Origin of the sequence: Actinomadura barringtoniae (assembly GCF_017573505.1) — a bacterium.
Classification (GTDB): Bacteria; Actinomycetota; Actinomycetes; order Streptosporangiales; family Streptosporangiaceae; genus Spirillospora; species Spirillospora barringtoniae.
Genome location: NZ_JAGEOJ010000018.1, coordinates 114682 through 131618, shown reverse-complemented (window position 1 = coordinate 131618; position 16937 = coordinate 114682). Strand labels below are relative to the sequence as shown.

The 16937-nt window shown below is 68.0% G+C and carries 20 protein-coding genes and 1 riboswitch; of the genes, 13 read left to right on the top strand and 7 right to left on the bottom strand.

Going from position 1 to position 16937, the window contains the following annotated elements; genetic code table 11:
- Positions 1-275 precede the first annotated feature (275 nt).
- Genes J4573_RS38155 through J4573_RS38145 form a run of 3 tightly spaced genes read right to left on the bottom strand, consistent with a single transcriptional unit; the run spans position 276 to position 3420 of the window.
- The gene (locus J4573_RS38155; RefSeq protein WP_307797231.1) at positions 276-1379 is read right to left on the bottom strand and encodes a zinc-dependent alcohol dehydrogenase family protein; all 1104 of its coding nucleotides are present in this window, start codon (positions 1377-1379) and stop codon (positions 276-278) included.
- Between the two features lie 17 nt (positions 1380-1396).
- Complete coding sequence (locus J4573_RS38150) at positions 1397-1813, bottom strand: acyl-CoA thioesterase (RefSeq protein ID WP_208260988.1); 417 nt, start codon at positions 1811-1813, stop codon at positions 1397-1399.
- 5 nt (positions 1814-1818) lie between these two features.
- The gene (locus tag J4573_RS38145) at positions 1819-3420 is read right to left on the bottom strand and encodes a serine/threonine-protein kinase (protein ID WP_208260987.1); all 1602 of its coding nucleotides are present in this window, start codon (positions 3418-3420) and stop codon (positions 1819-1821) included.
- A gap of 397 nt (positions 3421-3817) precedes the next feature.
- Here J4573_RS38145 and J4573_RS38140 point away from each other — a divergent pair, with 397 nt between their 5' ends.
- From J4573_RS38140 to J4573_RS38110, 7 genes are all read left to right on the top strand, one after another.
- On the top strand, positions 3818-4321 hold the full coding sequence (locus tag J4573_RS38140) for a DUF6879 family protein (RefSeq protein WP_208260986.1): 504 nt from the start codon (positions 3818-3820) through the stop codon (positions 4319-4321).
- A gap of 6 nt (positions 4322-4327) precedes the next feature.
- The gene (locus tag J4573_RS38135; RefSeq protein WP_208260985.1) at positions 4328-5185 is read left to right on the top strand and encodes a helix-turn-helix domain-containing protein; all 858 of its coding nucleotides are present in this window, start codon (positions 4328-4330) and stop codon (positions 5183-5185) included.
- A 34-nt stretch (positions 5186-5219) separates the two neighbouring features.
- Positions 5220-5576: a hypothetical protein gene (locus J4573_RS38130; RefSeq protein WP_208260984.1), complete on the top strand. Its 357-nt coding sequence runs from the start codon at positions 5220-5222 to the stop codon at positions 5574-5576.
- 81 nt (positions 5577-5657) lie between these two features.
- Positions 5658-5858: a DUF397 domain-containing protein gene (locus J4573_RS38125; RefSeq protein ID WP_208260983.1), complete on the top strand. Its 201-nt coding sequence runs from the start codon at positions 5658-5660 to the stop codon at positions 5856-5858.
- Positions 5855-6259, top strand: a complete 405-nt coding sequence (locus J4573_RS38120; protein ID WP_208260982.1) for a hypothetical protein — start codon at positions 5855-5857, stop codon at positions 6257-6259. The genes J4573_RS38125 and J4573_RS38120 overlap by 4 nt, the downstream gene beginning before the upstream one ends.
- A 14-nt stretch (positions 6260-6273) precedes the next feature.
- Positions 6274-6789: a DUF6879 family protein gene (locus J4573_RS38115; protein ID WP_208260981.1), complete on the top strand. Its 516-nt coding sequence runs from the start codon at positions 6274-6276 to the stop codon at positions 6787-6789.
- A 31-nt stretch (positions 6790-6820) separates the two neighbouring features.
- Positions 6821-7354: a DUF6879 family protein gene (locus J4573_RS38110; RefSeq protein WP_208260980.1), complete on the top strand. Its 534-nt coding sequence runs from the start codon at positions 6821-6823 to the stop codon at positions 7352-7354.
- A 33-nt stretch (positions 7355-7387) separates the two neighbouring features.
- Here the strand turns inward: J4573_RS38110 and J4573_RS38105 are convergent, their stop codons facing one another.
- The 4 genes from J4573_RS38105 to J4573_RS38090 all read right to left on the bottom strand — a co-directional run bounded on the left by J4573_RS38105 (position 7388) and on the right by J4573_RS38090 (position 11580).
- Positions 7388-7990 carry a superoxide dismutase gene (locus J4573_RS38105; protein WP_208260979.1) on the bottom strand — a complete coding sequence of 201 codons (603 nt, stop codon included), beginning with the start codon at positions 7988-7990 and terminating at the stop codon, positions 7388-7390.
- A 96-nt stretch (positions 7991-8086) separates the two neighbouring features.
- A complete protein-coding gene (locus J4573_RS38100; RefSeq protein ID WP_208260978.1) occupies positions 8087-8236 on the bottom strand; it encodes a hypothetical protein in 150 nt (49 codons plus the stop codon).
- Between the two features lie 66 nt (positions 8237-8302).
- On the bottom strand, positions 8303-9298 hold the full coding sequence (locus tag J4573_RS38095) for a ribonucleotide-diphosphate reductase subunit beta (RefSeq protein ID WP_208260977.1): 996 nt from the start codon (positions 9296-9298) through the stop codon (positions 8303-8305).
- Positions 9298-11580 carry a ribonucleoside-diphosphate reductase subunit alpha gene (locus J4573_RS38090; protein WP_208260976.1) on the bottom strand — a complete coding sequence of 761 codons (2283 nt, stop codon included), beginning with the start codon at positions 11578-11580 and terminating at the stop codon, positions 9298-9300. Before J4573_RS38090 ends, J4573_RS38095 begins: the two co-directional genes overlap by 1 nt.
- Before the next feature lie 105 nt (positions 11581-11685).
- Positions 11686-11942: riboswitch (cobalamin riboswitch) on the bottom strand.
- 157 nt (positions 11943-12099) lie between these two features.
- On the opposite strand from J4573_RS38090, the gene J4573_RS38085 reads away from it, so the two are divergent.
- The 6 genes from J4573_RS38085 to J4573_RS38060 all read left to right on the top strand — a co-directional run bounded on the left by J4573_RS38085 (position 12100) and on the right by J4573_RS38060 (position 16906).
- On the top strand, positions 12100-12702 hold the full coding sequence (locus J4573_RS38085) for a hypothetical protein (protein ID WP_208260975.1): 603 nt from the start codon (positions 12100-12102) through the stop codon (positions 12700-12702).
- 186 nt (positions 12703-12888) lie between these two features.
- Positions 12889-13605, top strand: coding sequence for a YcnI family copper-binding membrane protein (locus tag J4573_RS38080; protein WP_208260974.1), 717 nt, complete (start codon positions 12889-12891; stop codon positions 13603-13605).
- Positions 13606-13643: 38 nt separating this feature from the next.
- Positions 13644-14222, top strand: a complete 579-nt coding sequence (locus J4573_RS38075) for a copper resistance CopC family protein (RefSeq protein WP_243774232.1) — start codon at positions 13644-13646, stop codon at positions 14220-14222.
- 39 nt (positions 14223-14261) lie between these two features.
- Positions 14262-15167, top strand: coding sequence for a LysR family transcriptional regulator (locus J4573_RS38070; RefSeq protein WP_208260973.1), 906 nt, complete (start codon positions 14262-14264; stop codon positions 15165-15167).
- 120 nt (positions 15168-15287) lie between these two features.
- Positions 15288-15833, top strand: coding sequence for a cysteine dioxygenase family protein (locus J4573_RS38065; protein ID WP_208260972.1), 546 nt, complete (start codon positions 15288-15290; stop codon positions 15831-15833).
- Positions 15830-16906, top strand: a complete 1077-nt coding sequence (locus tag J4573_RS38060; RefSeq protein WP_208260971.1) for a YeiH family protein — start codon at positions 15830-15832, stop codon at positions 16904-16906. The genes J4573_RS38065 and J4573_RS38060 overlap by 4 nt, the downstream gene beginning before the upstream one ends.
- Positions 16907-16937: the final 31 nt, after the last annotated feature.

The following is a 16937-nucleotide window of genomic DNA, read 5'->3' as shown; positions in this document are numbered from 1 at the left end:
GCCGAGGCCGGAGGCGTATCCGACCAGGACCACGACGGTTCCGACGAGCATCGCCGAGACCAGCGCTCCCCGCCTGTCTATGCGGGTGGCGGCCATGGCGGCGTCATCGCCGCCCGGCGCGTTCCATGCGATGGCGGATGGTGTTCACGCGGCTTCTCCCGGTGATGGTGGATCAACGGGGAGCAACGTTGCCCGAGCAATCGTTGCGTCAGGTGACAACGCTGTTACAGAAACCGCAATTGCCCTGCACTCACTCGAACACGGGCAGTGAGGAATCAGAAGGTGATGACCTGCCGGACCGCCTCGGCGCTGTGGAGGCGGTCGAAGCCCTCGTTGATCTCGTCCAGCGTGAGCCGGTGGGAGAGCAGGGCGTCGACCGGGAGCGAGCCGGACTTGTACATGTCGATGAAGCGGGGAATGTCGCGGCGCGGGACCGACGAGCCCAGATAGCTGCCCTTCAGGGTCTTCTCCTCCGCCACAAGACTGAGGGCGGGCAGGGTGAGCTCCTTGCCAGGAGCGGGAAGTCCCACCGTCACCGTCGTGCCGCCGGCCCGGGTGGCGGCGTACGACTGCTCCAGGACGGGGACGACGCCGGTCGTGTCGATGACCTTCTCAGCCCCGCCACCCGTGATCTCCCGGACCCGTTCAACCGCGTCCGCTCCGCCCTCAACCGTGTGGGTAGCGCCAAGCCTGGCCGCCAGCTCCCGCTTGCCCTCAACAACATCAATCGCGATCAGCGTCGAAGCACCAGCGGCCTTGGCAGCAAGCAGAGCAGCCAGCCCGACCCCACCCAGCCCGAAGACCGCGACGCTGTCGCCAGGCGTGATCGCCGCACTGTAAAGAGCAGCGCCGGCGCCCGTGAGCACCGCGCACCCGAAAAGCGCGGCGATCTCGTACGGCAGCTCAGGGTCGACCTTCACGGCCGAACGCGCCGACACCACCGTGTATTCAGAGAACGCGGAAACCCCCAGATGGTGATACGGCCGAGTTCCGTCCTCACCCACGAACCGGCGCCCACCCCCCAACAGCGTCCCAGCCCCGTTCGCCTGCGCCCCCGGCCCGCACAGCGCCGGACGCCCGCCCACACACCGCTCGCAGTGCCCACAAGCCGGAACGAACGCCAGCACAACATGGTCGCCAGCCCGGAACTCAGTCCCGTCCCCCGCCTCCACGACCTCGCCCGCAGCCTCATGCCCCAGCGCCATGGGCAACGGCCGAAGCCGCGACCCGTTGATCACCGACAGGTCCGAATGGCAGAGCCCCGCCGCCCCCACCTTGATCAGCAGCTCACCGGGCCCGGGCGGGTCCAGCCGGAGCGAGGTCACCTCCAGCGGCCGAGAGGCGGCGTACGGAGCCGAACGCCCCGACTCAACGAGCACAGCGGAACGGGAGGCGGTCAAGCGATCACCAGCTTCTGCATCTCGGCGCGAATCGGATCGACGATCTCGGACGGACGCCGATCTGTGCGCCCAACGAACACGTGCACGAAGTAGCCCTCAGCGATCAGGCCTCCGTCTGACCTCCGGTAAAGCCCCGCCTCCCAGCGAACGCTCGACCGCCCCAGCTTCCCGACCCGCAGCCCCAGCTCAATGGTGTCCGGGAACGAAACCTCGGCCTTGTAGACGCAGTGCGACTCCACGCACAGGGCGATCTGGTCGCTCTCCAGCGGATCGAACCCCGGCACGGTGATCATCCACTCGTTGATCGCGGTGTCCATCAGCGAGTAGTGGACGGCGTTGTTGACGTGCCCGTACACGTCGTTGTCCTTCCACCGAGTGGGGATGCTCTGCCAGTGGAGGTAGTCGCTGTTCACGCGCGTCAGTGTACGTACGGGGCAGTAACATCCTGCGCCCCGCCCCAGCCCGAGTAACCCACCACGACCGTCAGGCTCCCAGCCTCGTTCGACGGCAGCTCCAACTTCAGCTGTCGAGGCGTGTGATCACCGTTCAGATCCATGGCGAACGAGACCACCCCCGAAGGATCTGCCTCGCTATAAGCCCTGTAGTACTCCCCCACCGCCCCGTCGGAGGCCAACTCAGCCAGCCCCGCCGTCCCCTGGAGAACGCTGCCACCGCCCGAACGCAGGTCGTTCGACGCCAAGGTCAGCGCCCTGATGTTGAACGGCGAGCTGGCCCAGCGAATCCGCCGAGCAGCATCAGAGGCATCACTCCCCGCCCCCTTCTCCCAGCCATCCGACTCGTTCACATAGTCGTCCTCGCCGATCAGGATCACCTCGGCCGTCGACTCGTCACCCCCGTAGGTGACGTTCATGTCGTAGTCCGCGGTCCCCGTCGGCGCATAGGAGAAGCGACCGTCCCCACTGAAGTAGTCCTCGTCCTGCCCCTCGCTCTGGAACGTAAATCGGGCTTTCCCAGCCGAGGCCATGGCAGCCAACGAAGCCTGCGCAACCTGAGCAGGAGCGGCAGGACTGACCGTTGGAGTAGCGGAGTTGGCCGCCGTAGAAGCCTCGTGCGACGGCGCCCCAGGCCGCAAAGCCGCCACAGTCAGCCCAGCGATAAGAGCCCCCGCCGCCAACCCCACGACCCCGCCGAGCAACAACGCACGCCGCCGTCCCCGAGGCGTAGGCACGATCTCCGCAGGCGAGACCTGCCGAGTGGCCGCGATCGTGGCCCCCTCAGCAAGCAGAACGTTCGTGTCATGCCCGGCCGAGCCCTCAAGATCGCCCTGCTCCAACAGCTTGAGCAAGACCTCCCTCGCAGCCGGACGAGCCTGCGGCTCCCGAGCGAGACAAGCCCCAAGAAGCGTCCGCAAAGGCTCAGCAACCCCACTCATATCCGGCCGACCGGACGCCGCGTACGCCATAGTCGCCGCCCACGCATAAACATCCGCCTCAGCCCCGACCGGCCCACCCGCGACCTGCTCGGGCGCCATATAAGCGGGCGTCCCCACCACAAGCCCACCCGGCCTACCCGGAGGCCGAGCGACCCCAAAGTCGATCACTCTCGGCCCACCCGACGACATCAGCACATTCGCCGGCTTGAAATCCCCATGAACAAGCCCCGCCGCATGAATGGCGGTCAACGCCGTGATCGTGCCGACAGCCAGCCGGTGCAGGTCAGCGCCGCCCATCGGCCCAGAGTCCCGAACGGCCTGCTCCAGCGTCGGCCCCTCCACGAACTCGGTGACGACATAGCCGTCCCGTTCCCCAACGGGCCCCGCGTCCAAGATCCGCGCCGTACAAAAGGAGGCCACCCGCCGAGCCGCCCCCAGCTCACGCAGCAACGACTGCTGCGCGTCAAAGTCCCCATCGCCGTGCAGCACCTTGACCGCGACCGGCGTCCAGTCCTTGGCGCGCCCCAGATAGACGACGCCCTGACCGCCCGCCCCAAGCCGCCCCTCCAGCCGATACCCGCCGATCTCCCGAGGATCGTCCGGCGCCAGCGGCGCAACCTCCCCCATTGAGCCCCCTAGGGCACTTCATCCCCAAGGAAATCCCCCGCAACACCAGCGCGACCCGTGACATACCTGCCGGTAACCGGAGCACCAGTCTTGCTTGGAGCTACCAGCCGAACCATAGTGATAGTCCCAACCAGGAGGTGCAATCGGATGCAATCACCCTCTGCTGACGATGTCCCGCGGCTCACCTTCTATTGCAAGGACCCCGGCTCCGGCGTAGGCCCTGACTGTCCAGCCTTCTACCGCACCACCCGGGGGACCTGGATCGCGCAAGGCGATCGATGCAGCGACGGGGTCAAGGAGCAGCTCATAGCGTTGAAGCCCAGAGAAACCTCGGCGGAGCTACCGGACGCGCTGATCGAACTGCTCGTGCATAAGTACGTGGAGGAGCATTATGGAATTGATCTCGCTCGAACGGCGAGGCGAACTGCTGCAGAGCGCCCAGGAGATCCTGAAGGTGGAACTGCGAGATAACTACGCGGCAGACGCCGGCAACTTCGCGGCCTGGCGCACTGGTGGGTTCGCAGGCATCGCGGAGGTGGCTCAGCAGTGGGCCGACACGGTCGCCTCCGATCTCACCGAGGGCCGGACCTGGCGGCGTGTTCGGGTGGTCTCCGAGCCGCTCTCGGAGTACCAGCGGTACGCCTACGACTTCGCGGGGCCGGCCGTGGCCGCCGGTGAGGACATGCGCTACCTGCCCAGGCGACTCGTGTCGGTCCTGCCGCTGCCCGGCAATGACTGCTTCGTTCTCGATGGCGAGGTGGCCATGTTCAACGTTCTCGATGGTCGGGATGACAGGGCCGAGTTCCAGGTCTATCGGGACTCGGAAGCCGTGAAGTTCTGCCGGGATGCCGTCACAGCCGCCTTCGCGATGGCCATCCCGCATCACGAATATCAGCCGTAGCCGACGTTGTCCGAACAGGCAGCCGCCGCCAAGAAGGCGTTCGCCACCAGGCTCCGGGACATCCGGCGCGATGCCGGTCTGAGCGGCAAGGAGCTGGCAGCGATCCTCGGGTGGCACCCCTCGAAGGTCTCGCGGATTGGCACAGGGCAGCAGAACCCTTCCGAAGAAGACATCCGGGCATGGTGCATCGCCTGCGCCGTCGCACGGCAGATCCCAGAACTGATCGCGGTTCATCGCGAGATCGAGCAGATGTGGGTGGAGTGGAGGCAGGAACTCCGCGCCGGGCAGAAACACCTCCAAGGCAGCGCTACAACTCTCTACGAGCGCACTGAGCTCCTGCGCGTGTACGAATCGGCCAGAGTGCCTGGCATCCTGCAAACTCCGGGCTACGCCCGCGGCGTCATGGCATCGACCGCATTCCTGTTCGAGTTGCCGACCGATGAGCTGGAGGCGGCAGCGCAGGCGCGTCTCTCCCGCCAGCACCTGGTCACCTCAGGGAGGAACCGGTACTCCTTCGTGATCGAATCGGGAGTGCTGGCCCACATCGTCGGCGGTGTTGGCGCGATGAACGAGCAGTATGACTTCCTGATCCGCGTCTCCAGGCTGCCCAACGTAGCTCTTGGCGTCATCCCGCCGGGACGGGTTCGGACGATCTTTGCAGGTGAAGGCTTCTACTGCTTCGATGACCAGCTGGTTCGAACCGAATTCTGGTCGGGCGGCGTACGGACCAACCGCCCCGACGAGATCGCCTACTACTTGAGGCTGTTCGCGATCCTCCACGACATGGCCGTCTACGGAGACCCCGCCAGAGCCTTGATCGAAACCGCTCGCGAACGTCTGGCGCAATCAGACGCAATTTCGTAGCCGTACAAGCTGACACGCTCTTAGCGTCATTGTCATGAGCTTCGACAAGGCCACGAACAGGGCCGACTTCTCGACCGACGCTCTGGCCCTGGTGAGTCAGCGCAGGGCTCGCCTGTCGGAGCTGGACAAGTACGTCGCCGTTCATCCGGGCCTGGCGTGCGGCATCATCGAGCGGCTCGGGCTCGTGACGCTGAACGTCATCAACATCCGGGACCCGACCCGCAAGACCAACATCGTCTGCGACTTCATCGACGGCGAGTGGCAGTACGTCTGGGCTGAGGACGGGCGGTCTCTCGGACCGGCAGACGACCCCATGAGCGTGGTCGGCCCGATCGCCGCAGAGCTGGGCGCTCGCCTCCAGCCGGTTCGAAACCGCGCACAGCATCTATAGCTCCCCGGCCGGGCCGCTGAGTTGTCACAAGCTCGACCCCGTTGTCCGGCCCGGCCGGGGTCCCATCCCTGAGGAGATCCCGTGTTCAGAAGGTCCAGCAGGTGTGACGGCCAGCAGGAGACGTGTGGCTGCGTCAACGTCGCGATCGTTCGGGAGGCCGTCGTCGTCACTGACGAGAGGGGCGGCACGTCGGTCTTCGACCACCAGGAGTGGTCGGACTTCATCGCCGGAGTGAAGACCGGCGAGTTCGACCTTCCGACGGTCGCAGGGATACCGGTGTGATTCCGGACTTCGACTACGACGCGCACCTGAAGGAGGCGCCGGACGTCTGGAAGCAGCGGGAGCTGCACTGGCACTGCTACCTGTCCCGCATGGACGGGAGCACGTACGGCAATGAAGCCGAGCGACGAGACCTGCGGTCGCCGGCGGCGCCGAAAGTCATTAGGGACTGGCTAAAGAAGCCACAAAGTGCCCTGATGCTCACACCGAAGGGCCCTGGAGACGCCGTTGAGTGGCTCCGTGGTCAGTGGCGTGGCACCGGCTTCTTCAACAACGATCGGCCGTACGACCAGGCCCTTCACGATCTTCAGTCAGGCAGCGACGTCTGCTGGGGCGAGTGGATCAGCGGCGGCTCGGTCCACCTGCACACCGCTGTCGTATCCACCGCCCAGAAATGCCACTGATGCGAAGGAGCACCATGGAGTCGATCTCCATCCAGCGCAGGCGCGAGCTGCTTGACGCCACGCGCGACCTGATGAAGCTGGAGCTGCGTGACAACTACGGCATGGACGGCGATGACCTCAAAGCCTGGCTCGCAGGGGACCTCGACACGGTGGAAGCCAGCTACGCGGAATGGGCCGAATCGATGGCATCCATGACCGCCCATGGTCAGACGTTCCGCAGGGTCCGGGTGGTGTCCGAGCCTCTTTCGGACTATCAGCAGATGGCGGTTCGGTTCAGCGGGCTGGCCGTCGATGAGGGCGAGCAGTTGCGGTGGCTGCCAAGGCGCCTGGTGTCTGCCGTTCCACTGCCCGGCAACGACGCGTTCGTCATGGACGGCACAGCTGCCATGTTCAACGTACTGAACGGCAACGACGACAAGTCCCAACCCCAGTACAGCCGCGATCCCGAGGTCGTGAAGTTCTGCATCAACGCCTTCGAGGCTGCCTGGGAGCTGGCCGTACCGCACTACGAGTATCAACGGGCCCGCTAGGCCGTTCACACCGTTCCACGAGAGGGAGCGCATGGAATCGATCTCTCGCCAGCAGCGGAGCGAGTTGCTTTGGACGGGCGATCCGCAGGAGGTTCGTAAGGTCGAGATGCGCGATCGCTACAGCGTCGACTCAGGGCTGTTGAACGCTTGGCGTTCGGGTGATCAGGGCGTCGTGCGGGAGGCGACCTCGGCCCATACCGAGAGTCTGAAGAAGCATGAGGCGGACGGGTATCCGTTCCGGCGAGTGCGTGTGGTGTCGGAGCCGTTGTCGGAGTATCAGCGGATGGCGGTGGATATCGCCAGCGTGCACGAGCGGCTGCGTTGGCTTCCCAGGCGTCTCACCTCGGCTTTGCTGCTGCCTGGCAACGACTTTTTCGTCCTTGACGAGTGCGCCATCTTCAACGTTTTGGACGGCGACGATGAGTATGTGGACGCGCAGGTCACGCGTGATCCTGAGGTCGTCGCGGCGCTGAGTGACGCGTTTGAGCGGGCCTGGGAACTGGCCGTACCGAACGGGGAGTACCGCGGGGTGCGGCGCCCGCCGGGCCACGAGGAAAGGTTCTGAGCACGATCCCGGCCTGGCGGGCGCCGCACGTTCTTAGGCGGCGCGGGCCTTGTTGAAGCGTGTGTTGACGTCGGTCCAGTTGACCAGGGACCAGAGCTTCTGGACGTAGTCCGGGCGCACGTTGCGGTACTGCAGGTAGTACGCGTGCTCCCAGGCGTCGAAGACCAGGAGCGGGGTGCTGTTCATCCCTACGTTGCCGTGGTGGTCGTAGATCTGCTCGACGACCAGGCGCTTGCCCAGGGGCTCCCAGGCCAGGACGCCCCAGCCGGAGCCCTGGACTAGGGATGTGGCGCTGAAGAGCTGCTTTTGGAAGGCCTCGAACGAACCGAAGTGCTCGTCGATCGCGGCGGAGAGGTCGCCGTCGGGGCGGTCGCCGCCGTCCGGGGAGAGGTTCTCCCAGAAGATCGAGTGCAGCACGTGGCCGGAGAGGTTGAACGCGAAGGTCTTCTCCAGGCCGACCAGACCGCCGAACTGCTCCTTGTCGCGCGCCTCGGCGAGTCTCTCCAAGGTGTCGTTGGCGCCCTTGACGTAGGCGGCGTGGTGCTTGGCGTGGTGGAGCTCGAGGATCTCTCCGGTGATCGCCGGCTCCAGTGCCGCGTAGTCGTAGGGCAGGTCGGGCAGCGAGTAGTTCGACATGATCCCCACTATTGCAAATGACTTGCAGTTGCGTCTAGCAGGCATAAAGAGAGGGCGGGTGGTCAGGGCCACCCGCCCTCTCTCGTTAGGCCGCTACTACTTCTTCTTTTTGTTGACCTTGTTCAGGAGGCCGCGCACCTTCTCCTGGTTCTTGGGGTCGCGGGCCATCTCCTCGGCCTTGGCCTTGGCCTTCTGCGCCTTGGGGCTGTCGGTGAGCTTCTTGAGGCGGTCGCTGAGCGAAGCCACGGGGTTCCTCTCTCTCGGTCGTCTCACCAGGTACAACGGGCAGCCTCTGCACACCGTTCCGGACGATCAGAAGGCCTCGTCGAACGCGACCCTTCCTTCGACGCCGATCTGGTACGCCGAGACGCGGCGCTCGAAGAAGTTGGACAGCTCCTGGACGTCCTGCAGCTCCATGAACGCGAACGGGTTCGCGGTGCCGTAGCGAGGAGGGAGACCGAGGCGGGTGAGGCGCTGGTCGGCTACGTACTCCAGGTAGGCGCGCATGTCGCCGGCGCTCATGCCGGGCAGGCCGTCCCCGCAGAGGTCGACGGCGAAGGCCATTTCGGCTTCGACCGCCTCTTCGAGCATGCGGGTGACGTCCCTGGTCATGGCTTCGTCGAAGAGCTCGGGTTCTTCTGAACGGACCGTGTCGACGACTGAGAAGGCGAACTCCATGTGCATCGACTCGTCGCGGAAGACCCAGTTGGTGCCGGAGGCCAGACCGTTCAGCAGCCCTCGGGAGCGCAGCCAGTAGACGTAGGCGAACGCGCCGTAGAAGAAGAGGCCCTCGATGCACGCCGCGAAGCAGATCAGGTTGAGCAGGAAGGCGCGGCGGTCGGCGGCGGTGTGGAGCTCGTCCAGCTTGTCGATGGTGCCGATCCAGCGGAAGCAGAACTCGGCCTTGGCCCGAATCGACGGGATGTGCTCGATCGCGGCGAACGCCTTGGCGCGCTCGTCGTTGTCGGGCAGGTAGGTGTCGAGGAGGGTCAAGTAGAACTGGACGTGCACGGCCTCCTCGAACAGCTGGCGGGAGAGATAGAGGCGGGCTTCGGGCGCGTTGACGTGCTTGTAGAGGTTGAGCACGAGGTTGTTGGCCACGATCGAGTCGCCGGTCGCGAAGAACGCCACGAGGCGGTTGACCAGGTGCACCTCGGCAGGGGTGAGGCGCGCCAGGTCGGACAGGTCAGAGGCCAGGTCCACCTCCTCGACCGTCCAGGTGTTGCGGATCGCGGCGCGGTAGCGCTCGTAGAAGTCGGGGTAGCGCATGGGCCGCAGAGTCAGGTCCATGCCGGGGTCGAGCAGCATTACTGGCACGCCTCGCAGGTCTCTGGGTTCTCAAGGGAGCACGCGACGGCGGCCGACGGCGTGATGGTGGTCTGGGCGATGCGGGTGGCCGGGCGGGAACGCAGGTAATAGGTGGTCTTCAGCCCCGCGCGCCAGGCGTAGGCGTACATCGAGGAGAGCTTCCCGATGGTCGGCGTCTCCATGAACAGGTTGAGCGACTGGCTCTGGTCGATGTATGGGGTGCGCGCGGCGGCCAGGTCGATCAGGGCCTTCTGCGGCAGCTCCCACGCGGTCCGGTAGAGGGTGCGCATCTCCTCGGGCAGGTCGATGATCCCCTGAACCGAGCCGTTGGCCTGCTTGACGGCGTCGCGAACGGCGGGCGTCCACAGGCCCAGGGACTTCAGGTCGTCGACCAGGTAGTTGTTGATCTGCAGGAACTCGCCCGACAGCGTCTCGCGCTTGAAGAGGTTGGAGACCTGCGGCTCGATGCACTCGTAGCAGCCCGCGATGGACGCGATCGTGGCGGTCGGCGCGATCGCGATCAGCAGGGAGTTGCGCAGGCCGGTGTCGGCGACGCGGGTGCGCAGGGCGTCCCACTCGGCGGTACGGCTCGGCGAGACGTGAGGGAAGGCGTCCAGGTGCAGGGCGCCGCGGGCCGCGCGGGTCTTGGCGTACGCGGGGTGCGGGCCGAACGCGGCGGCGAGCTCGGCGGACGCGCCGTACGCGGCCAGCGCGATCTCCTCGGCGATCGCGGTGGACAGCTCGCGCGCCTCGGCCGAGTCGAACGGCAGCCGCAGCTTGAAGAACACGTCCGCCAGGCCCATGACGCCCAGGCCGACCGGGCGCCACTTGTTGTTGGCCGTCTCGGCCTCACCGGTCGGATAGAAGCCGCGGTCGATCGTGCGGTCCAGGAAGCGGACGGCGGTACGTACGGTGGCCCGCAGGCGTTCCCAGTCCATGCCGCGCGACGTGGTGTGCTCGGCGAGGTTCACCGACCCGAGGTTGCAGACGGCTGTCTCGCCGTCGCTGGTGACCTCCAGGATCTCGGTGCACAGGTTGGACAGGTGCACGACCGCGCCCGCTTCGGCGGTCTGGTTGCAGGCGCGGTTGGCGGCGTCCTTGAACGTCATCCAGCCGTTGCCGGTCTCGGCGAGCGTGCGCATCATCCGCCCGTACAGGCGCCGCGCCGGGACCTGCCGCGTGAACCGGCCCGCGGCCTCGGCGGCGCGATAGGCCTCGTCGAACGCCTCTCCCCATAGGTCGGTGAGCTCGGGCACCTCCTTCGGGTCGAACAGCGACCAGTCGGCGTCCGACTCGACCCGGCGCATGAACTCGTCCGGGATCCAGTTGGCGAGGTTGAGGTTGTGGGTGCGCCGAGCCTCCTCGCCGGTGTTGTCGCGCAGTTCCAGGAACTCCTCGACGTCGGCGTGCCACGGCTCCAGGTAGACACAGGCCGCGCCCTTGCGCCGGCCGCCCTGATTCACTGCGGCGACGGAGGAGTCCAGCGTGCGCAGCCACGGGACGATGCCGTTGGAGTGCCCGTTCGTGCCCCGGATCAGCGACCCGCGCGAACGCACCTTGGTCCACGCGATGCCGATCCCGCCCGCGTACTTGCTGAGCCGCGCCACCTGCGCGTACCGCTCGTAGATCGACTCCAGTTCGTCGCGCGGCGAGTCGAGCAGGAAGCACGACGACAGCTGCGGGCGGCGCGCGCCGGAGTTGAAGAGGGTGGGCGAGCTTGGCAGGTACGACAGCGTGCTGAGCAGCGCGTACAGCTCGGCGGCCTCGGCGACCGTGTCCGACAGCCCGGACGCGACCCGCAGCAGGAAGAACTGCGGCCGTTCCAGAACGCGGCGGGTCCGCGGGTGGCGCAGCAGGTAGCGGTCATAGACGGTGCGCAGCCCGAAGTATTCGAAACGGTCGTCGGCCGCCTCGTCCACCAACGCGTTCAGCGCGGTCGCGTTGGCGGCGACGAACGCGGCGGTCGCCTCGTTCAGCAGCCCCTCGGCGTGCGCGACCGCGATCGCGTCGGCGAACGTCTGCACGCCCTCGGCCGCGGCCTCGTCGGCGATGTGGGCGCTCAGCAGCCGCGCCGCCACCCGCGAGTAGGCGGGCTCGACGGCCACCAGCGCCGCCGCCTCCCCGATCGCCAGCTCCCGCAAGGCCCCCGGCTCAAGGCCATCGCTCCCGCGTACGGCATCGAGGACGCGGCGCGGATCGGTGTCGGCGAGCCCGGCGCACGCGCGGGCCACCTCGGCCTCGATGGCGGTGGTCAGCGGCGGAGCTATCAGTTCCTGTGTCACGTGCTCTCTTCCCTCGCGAGCCCGGCCCGTGAAAGGGCGCACGCGAACAGGAGAGGCACGCCGGTGACGGCGAGCACCTGCCCAGCGGCCCTCCCACGAGGCCATGTGGACGAAACCGTGATGGCAGGTCTTCGGACTCACGAGCAACGCACCTTGCGACAGGTGCGGCCTACTGGCCGTCGCTTCCCGGCCCGTCTCGACGGGCCAGTGCTTCATGACGGCGGTCGTTCCCGTTCACCGCTGCGGGGCAGTCCCGGAATTGGCGGAGCCGATCAGGTCGACACAGCCGCACCGGGTTCCCTCTTACGACGCCCACGCCGCGGGCGGTGAACAAGCGTGGGGCCACCGGGACTCGGGTGTGGCCCCGCGCAAGCTCACCCCGCCGCGACGCGGGCGAACCAGCACGAGGAAGACCCTACATCTAGATGATCCGATCTTGGGACACCCCAAGATGTAGGCGTGTTGAACCGTGAGGGCGGAGCGGTCCGTACCCCCGGCATATGACACGATAGGCCCGCGATGCCCCTGACCCTCAGCCCTTTCTTCCGCCTGACGCGCGCGGTGGTCTTCGCCACCGTGTGCATGACGCTGGCGACCGTCGCCCACGCGGTGATGTCCCCGGCGTCCATTCCGGCGTGGGCGGTCATCGTGGGCTTCGCCGGGGTACTGCTGGTCGCCGGGGCGCTGGCCGGGCATGAACGCTCGCTCCCCACGATCATGGGCGGGCTGCTGGGCGGCCAGTTCGTGCTGCACAGCCTGTTCAGCAAGGCGGCCTCCCCCGTCGTGCACCACGCGGCGTCCGGGATGCCCGCGCAGGTCATGCCCGAGCACGGCTCCGGGAACGCCATGACCTTGGCCCACATCGCCGCCGCGATCCTGTCGGCCTGGTGGCTGCGCCGCGGCGAGCGGGCGGCCTGGGCGCTGACCAGGCGGCTGGCGGACCGGGCCGAACGGCCGGTCAGGCTCGTTCTGGCCCTGCTCCTGACCGAGCCCGCCGCTCCGCCGACCGTCCCCGGCACGGTGGCCGCGACTCCGGTCCCGGCCGCACGCCCAGGGCGTGTGATCAGGCATCACGTCGTACGACGCGGACCTCCGTTCCGTTCGAGGGCACTCGCGCACTAGCGCGCGGTGCCGCCTCCGGGGCGCTCGCGCACCAGCGCGGGACGCCGAACGGCCCTCGCGCAGACCGCGCGGGACGCCGCGTGGCGCCTGCGCCCTAGCGCGGGACGCCTCTCGCCCCATCACGGACGGCCACACTGGCCGCTCCGTCTCTCAGGCACCCTCGAACATCCCCTGAACGGAGTTTCCATGTCCATCCGCAAGTTCGCGGCCACCACCGGCCTCGCCACCTTCGCCGTGATCGGCTTCGCCACGGCCGCGTCCGCCCATGTCACCGTCAACCCGAACGAGGTCGAGCAGGGCGGCTTCGCGAAGGTCTCCTTCCGGGTACCGAACGAGAGGGACGACGCGAGCACCACCAAGGTCCAGGTGGATCTGCCGACCGACCACCCGCTGGCCTTCGTCTCCGTACGGCCCGTCCCCGGCTGGACGGCCAAGGTCGAGAAGTCCAAGCTCAAGACCCCGATCAAGGCCGAGGGCAGCACGATCACCGAGGCCGTCTCCCGGATCACCTGGTCCGGCGGCAAGATCGACGCCGGGCAGTTCCAGGAGTTCGACGTGTCGATGGGCTCGATGCCGACCGACACCGACCACCTGAAGTTCACGGCGGAGCAGACCTACACCGGCGGCGAGGTCGTCAAGTGGGACCAGGACCAGCAGCCCGGTCAGGAGGAGCCCGAGCACCCGGCCCCCGTCCTGAAACTGACCCCCAAAACCGCGGAGAACACTTCAGCGACAGGGGCGAGCGGCGCTCCGACGGTCAAGGCGGCGGCCGAGTCCAAGGCGTCCGACAGCGCCGACGACGGCACCGCCCGCCTGCTCGGCGGGCTGGGACTGGCGGCCGGCGTGATCGGCATCGCGGTCGGCGGCTACGGCATCTCGCGGGCGCGGAGCGCCCGGTCATGAGGCGGCAGGTCATGAAGCAGCAGGTCATGAGGCGCCCGATGAGGATGCGGCAACTCGCGATGATCGGCGCCGGCACGGCCATGATCGTGGCCTCGGTGGCGGCCCCCGCGTCGGCGCACACCACGCTCACGTCGGCCAACCCCAAGTCCGGGTCCACGATCGCCTCGCCGTCGCAGATCGAGCTGACCTACGCCGACCCCGTCTCGTTCCCCAAGGTCGTCCTGGCCGACTCGGCGAACAAGCAGGTCACCGTGGGCGCGGCGCAGGCGGTGGACAACAAGGTCACCGCGCCGCTCTCGGCCCAGCTGCCGAACGGGACGTACACGGTGGGCTGGCGGGTGGTCGCCACCGACGGCCACCCGGTCACGGGCAGCTACAAGTTCACCGTGGAAGGCTCAGACGGCGGGTCCGGCGGGTCCGGCGGATCGGCCGGGTCGTCGGCGGCTCCGGCGCCGGACGCTCAGCAGCCGCCCGCGGCGAACTCGTCGGCCACGGCCCAGGCCGGCCAGCGCAGCAGTTCCGGAGGCGGCTCGAACGGCTGGCTCTGGATCGGCTTGATCGCTTTGGCGGTGATCGCGATCGGCGGCGGTGGGATGGTCCTCAAACGCCGAAGCTGATCTCACGGATCATCTCAAAGTTCTGCTTATGATTCGAGCATGCTCGAGTCTCGGCACATCCGCACGTTCCAGGAAGTGGTCCGGGAGGGGTCGTACTCGGGCGCCGCACGGGCGCTCGGGTACACCCAGCCCGCGATCACCCAGCAGATGAAGGCGCTGGAACGGGCCGTCGGCATGCCGTTGTTCACCAAGGCCGGGCGCGGCCTCCAGCTCACCGAGGCCGGCACCGTCCTGGCCCGGCACGCCGAGGTGATCGTCGGCGATCTGGCCGCCGCGCAGCAGCAGCTTCGCGCCCTGGCCAAGCTGGAGACCGGGCTGGTGCGGATCTGCGCGTTCCCCAGCGCGAACGCCACTCTCGTACCGACCGCCATGGCGAGCCTGCTGGCCAGCCATCCCGGCGTACGGGTGGAGCTGCAGGAGGCCGAGCCGCCCGAGTCCCTGCACCGGCTCGTACGCGGGGAAAGCGATATCGCGCTCTCCTTTACCTATCCGGGCCCGCAGGCCGAGCTGCCCGACGAGCTTTTCGAGGTCCCGCTGATGGAGGACCTCCTCACGGTGCTGCTCCCGACCGGGCATCCCCTCGTACGCCATCACGCCGTACGACTAGAGGATCTGGCGAACGAGCGGTGGATCGCCGGATGCCCGCGCTGCCGGGCCAACCTCCTGCACCTGTGCGCGGAAGAGGGGTACGTGCCGGACATCGTCTTCAGCACCGACGACAACCTCGCCGTCCAGAGCCTCGTGGCGGCTGGGGTCGGCATCGCTCTGATGCCCGCCCTGGTGCTGTCGTTCCTGTGCCATTCCAAGGTCACCGGGCGGGTGGTGGCGCGGCAGCCGACGCGCAAGGTGTCGGCGTACGTTCTGAAGGACCACCAGCGGATCCCGGCCGTCGAGCTCGTCCTGCGCGAGCTCAAGGAGGCCGCCGCCGCCCGCGTCGGCTGCTGACCCGCCCCGCGTCGGCTGCTGACCTCGGCGAGCCGCCCTAGAGGACCCATAACCAGCCCTTTGAAGGGCCTAACAGATCGTCGTTAGACGTTATGGGTTCCGGTCATGACCCTGGGGGTCATGACCGCACTCACCACCGCCACCAAGAACACCGTCGTTCTCGACAGCGTGATCGACGCGGTCCGCGAGATCGTCGGCCGCGGGCTGGCCCCCGAGCCGACCGCCTACCTGGTCGGCGAGGCGCTGCGCCCGCTCCTGAGCGACCCCGGCCTGCTCACGCCCGAGCAGCGCGAGGGCGACCCGGAGCGCTACCGGCAGCACGTCCTGCACGCCGAGCCCGACGGCAGCTTCTCGGTCGTCGCGCTGGTCTGGATGCCGGGCCAGCGCACCTGCATCCACGATCACGTGTCGTGGTGCGTGGCGGGGGTGCACGAGGGCGAGGAGAGCGAGTGCCGCTACTTCCTGGCCTCCGACGGGCAGTCGTCCCGCCTGGTGCCGATCGAGGACGTGGTCAACCCGACCGGCTCGATCTCGGCGTTCGCGCCGCCCGGAGATATCCACAGGGTGTGCAATTCCGGTACGGCGAAGGCGATCTCGATCCATCTGTACGGCGCTGACATCTCCCGGCTCGGCAGCAGCATCCGACGCACCTACCCCGAGTCGTGAGCCAGGCCCTCGGGACCAGGCCGCCCCGCTCCCTCGTCCGCCCCACCGCGGGCCTGTCCGTACCCCCAGGCCTGCGCAGGAACGCGCCGGGCCTGTGCCTGGCGGCCCTGGGCGTGGCGGTGTCGATGCTGGTCCACGACCTGGTGCCCGCCATCCCGACGCTCACCGCGGCGATGGTGCTCGGCATCGCCGCCGCGCACGTGCCCGCCGTACGGACGCTGACCCAGGGCATCGCGCGCCCCGGGCTCTCGGTCTCGGCCAAGCGCCTGATGCGCGTCGCGATCGTGCTGCTGGGCCTGCAGCTCAGCCTGTCCGACGTGCTCGGCCTGGGCTGGCTCACCGCCCTGATGGTCCTCGGCGTCGTGCTCGTGACGTTCACCGGAACGCTGTGGATGGGCCGCAAGCTGGGCCTGCCCGGCGACCAGCCCCTGCTCGTGGCCACCGGCTACTCGATCTGCGGCGCGTCCGCGATCGGCGCGGTCAGCCAGACGACCCGCAGCGACGAGCGCGACGTCGCCAACGCGGTCGCCGTGGTGACGCTCTGCGGCACGCTCGCGATCGGCGTGCTCCCGCTGCTGCACCACCCGCTCGGGCTCGGGGACGCCGCGTTCGGCCGCTGGGTCGGCGCGAGCGTGCACGACGTCGGCCAGGTCGTCGCGGCGGCCCAGACGGCCGGACCGGCCGCGCTGAAGGAGGCCGTGCTGGTCAAGCTGATGCGGGTCGCGATGCTGGCGCCGCTGGTGGCGATCATCGCGGTGACCGTACGCCGCCGCGCCACCGCCGCCCCGTCCGAGGAGGGCGAGAGCACCAAGCGGCCGCCGCTGCTCCCGCTCTTCGTGGCCGGGTTCCTGGTGATGATCCTGCTGCGCACGACCGGCCGGGTCCCCGAGTCCCTGCTGGGTTCGGCGTCGAACGTTCAGCACCTGCTGCTGGCCGCCGCGCTCTTCGGGCTTGGCAGCTCGATCCACCTGCCGTCGATGACGCGGACGGGCGGGCGGATGGCGGTGCTCGGCCTGGCGTCGTGGGTGGTCATCGCCGGACTGTCGTACGCGGGGACCATGCTGACGACCTAGACGGACCAGACGACGTAAATGATCGTTTTTC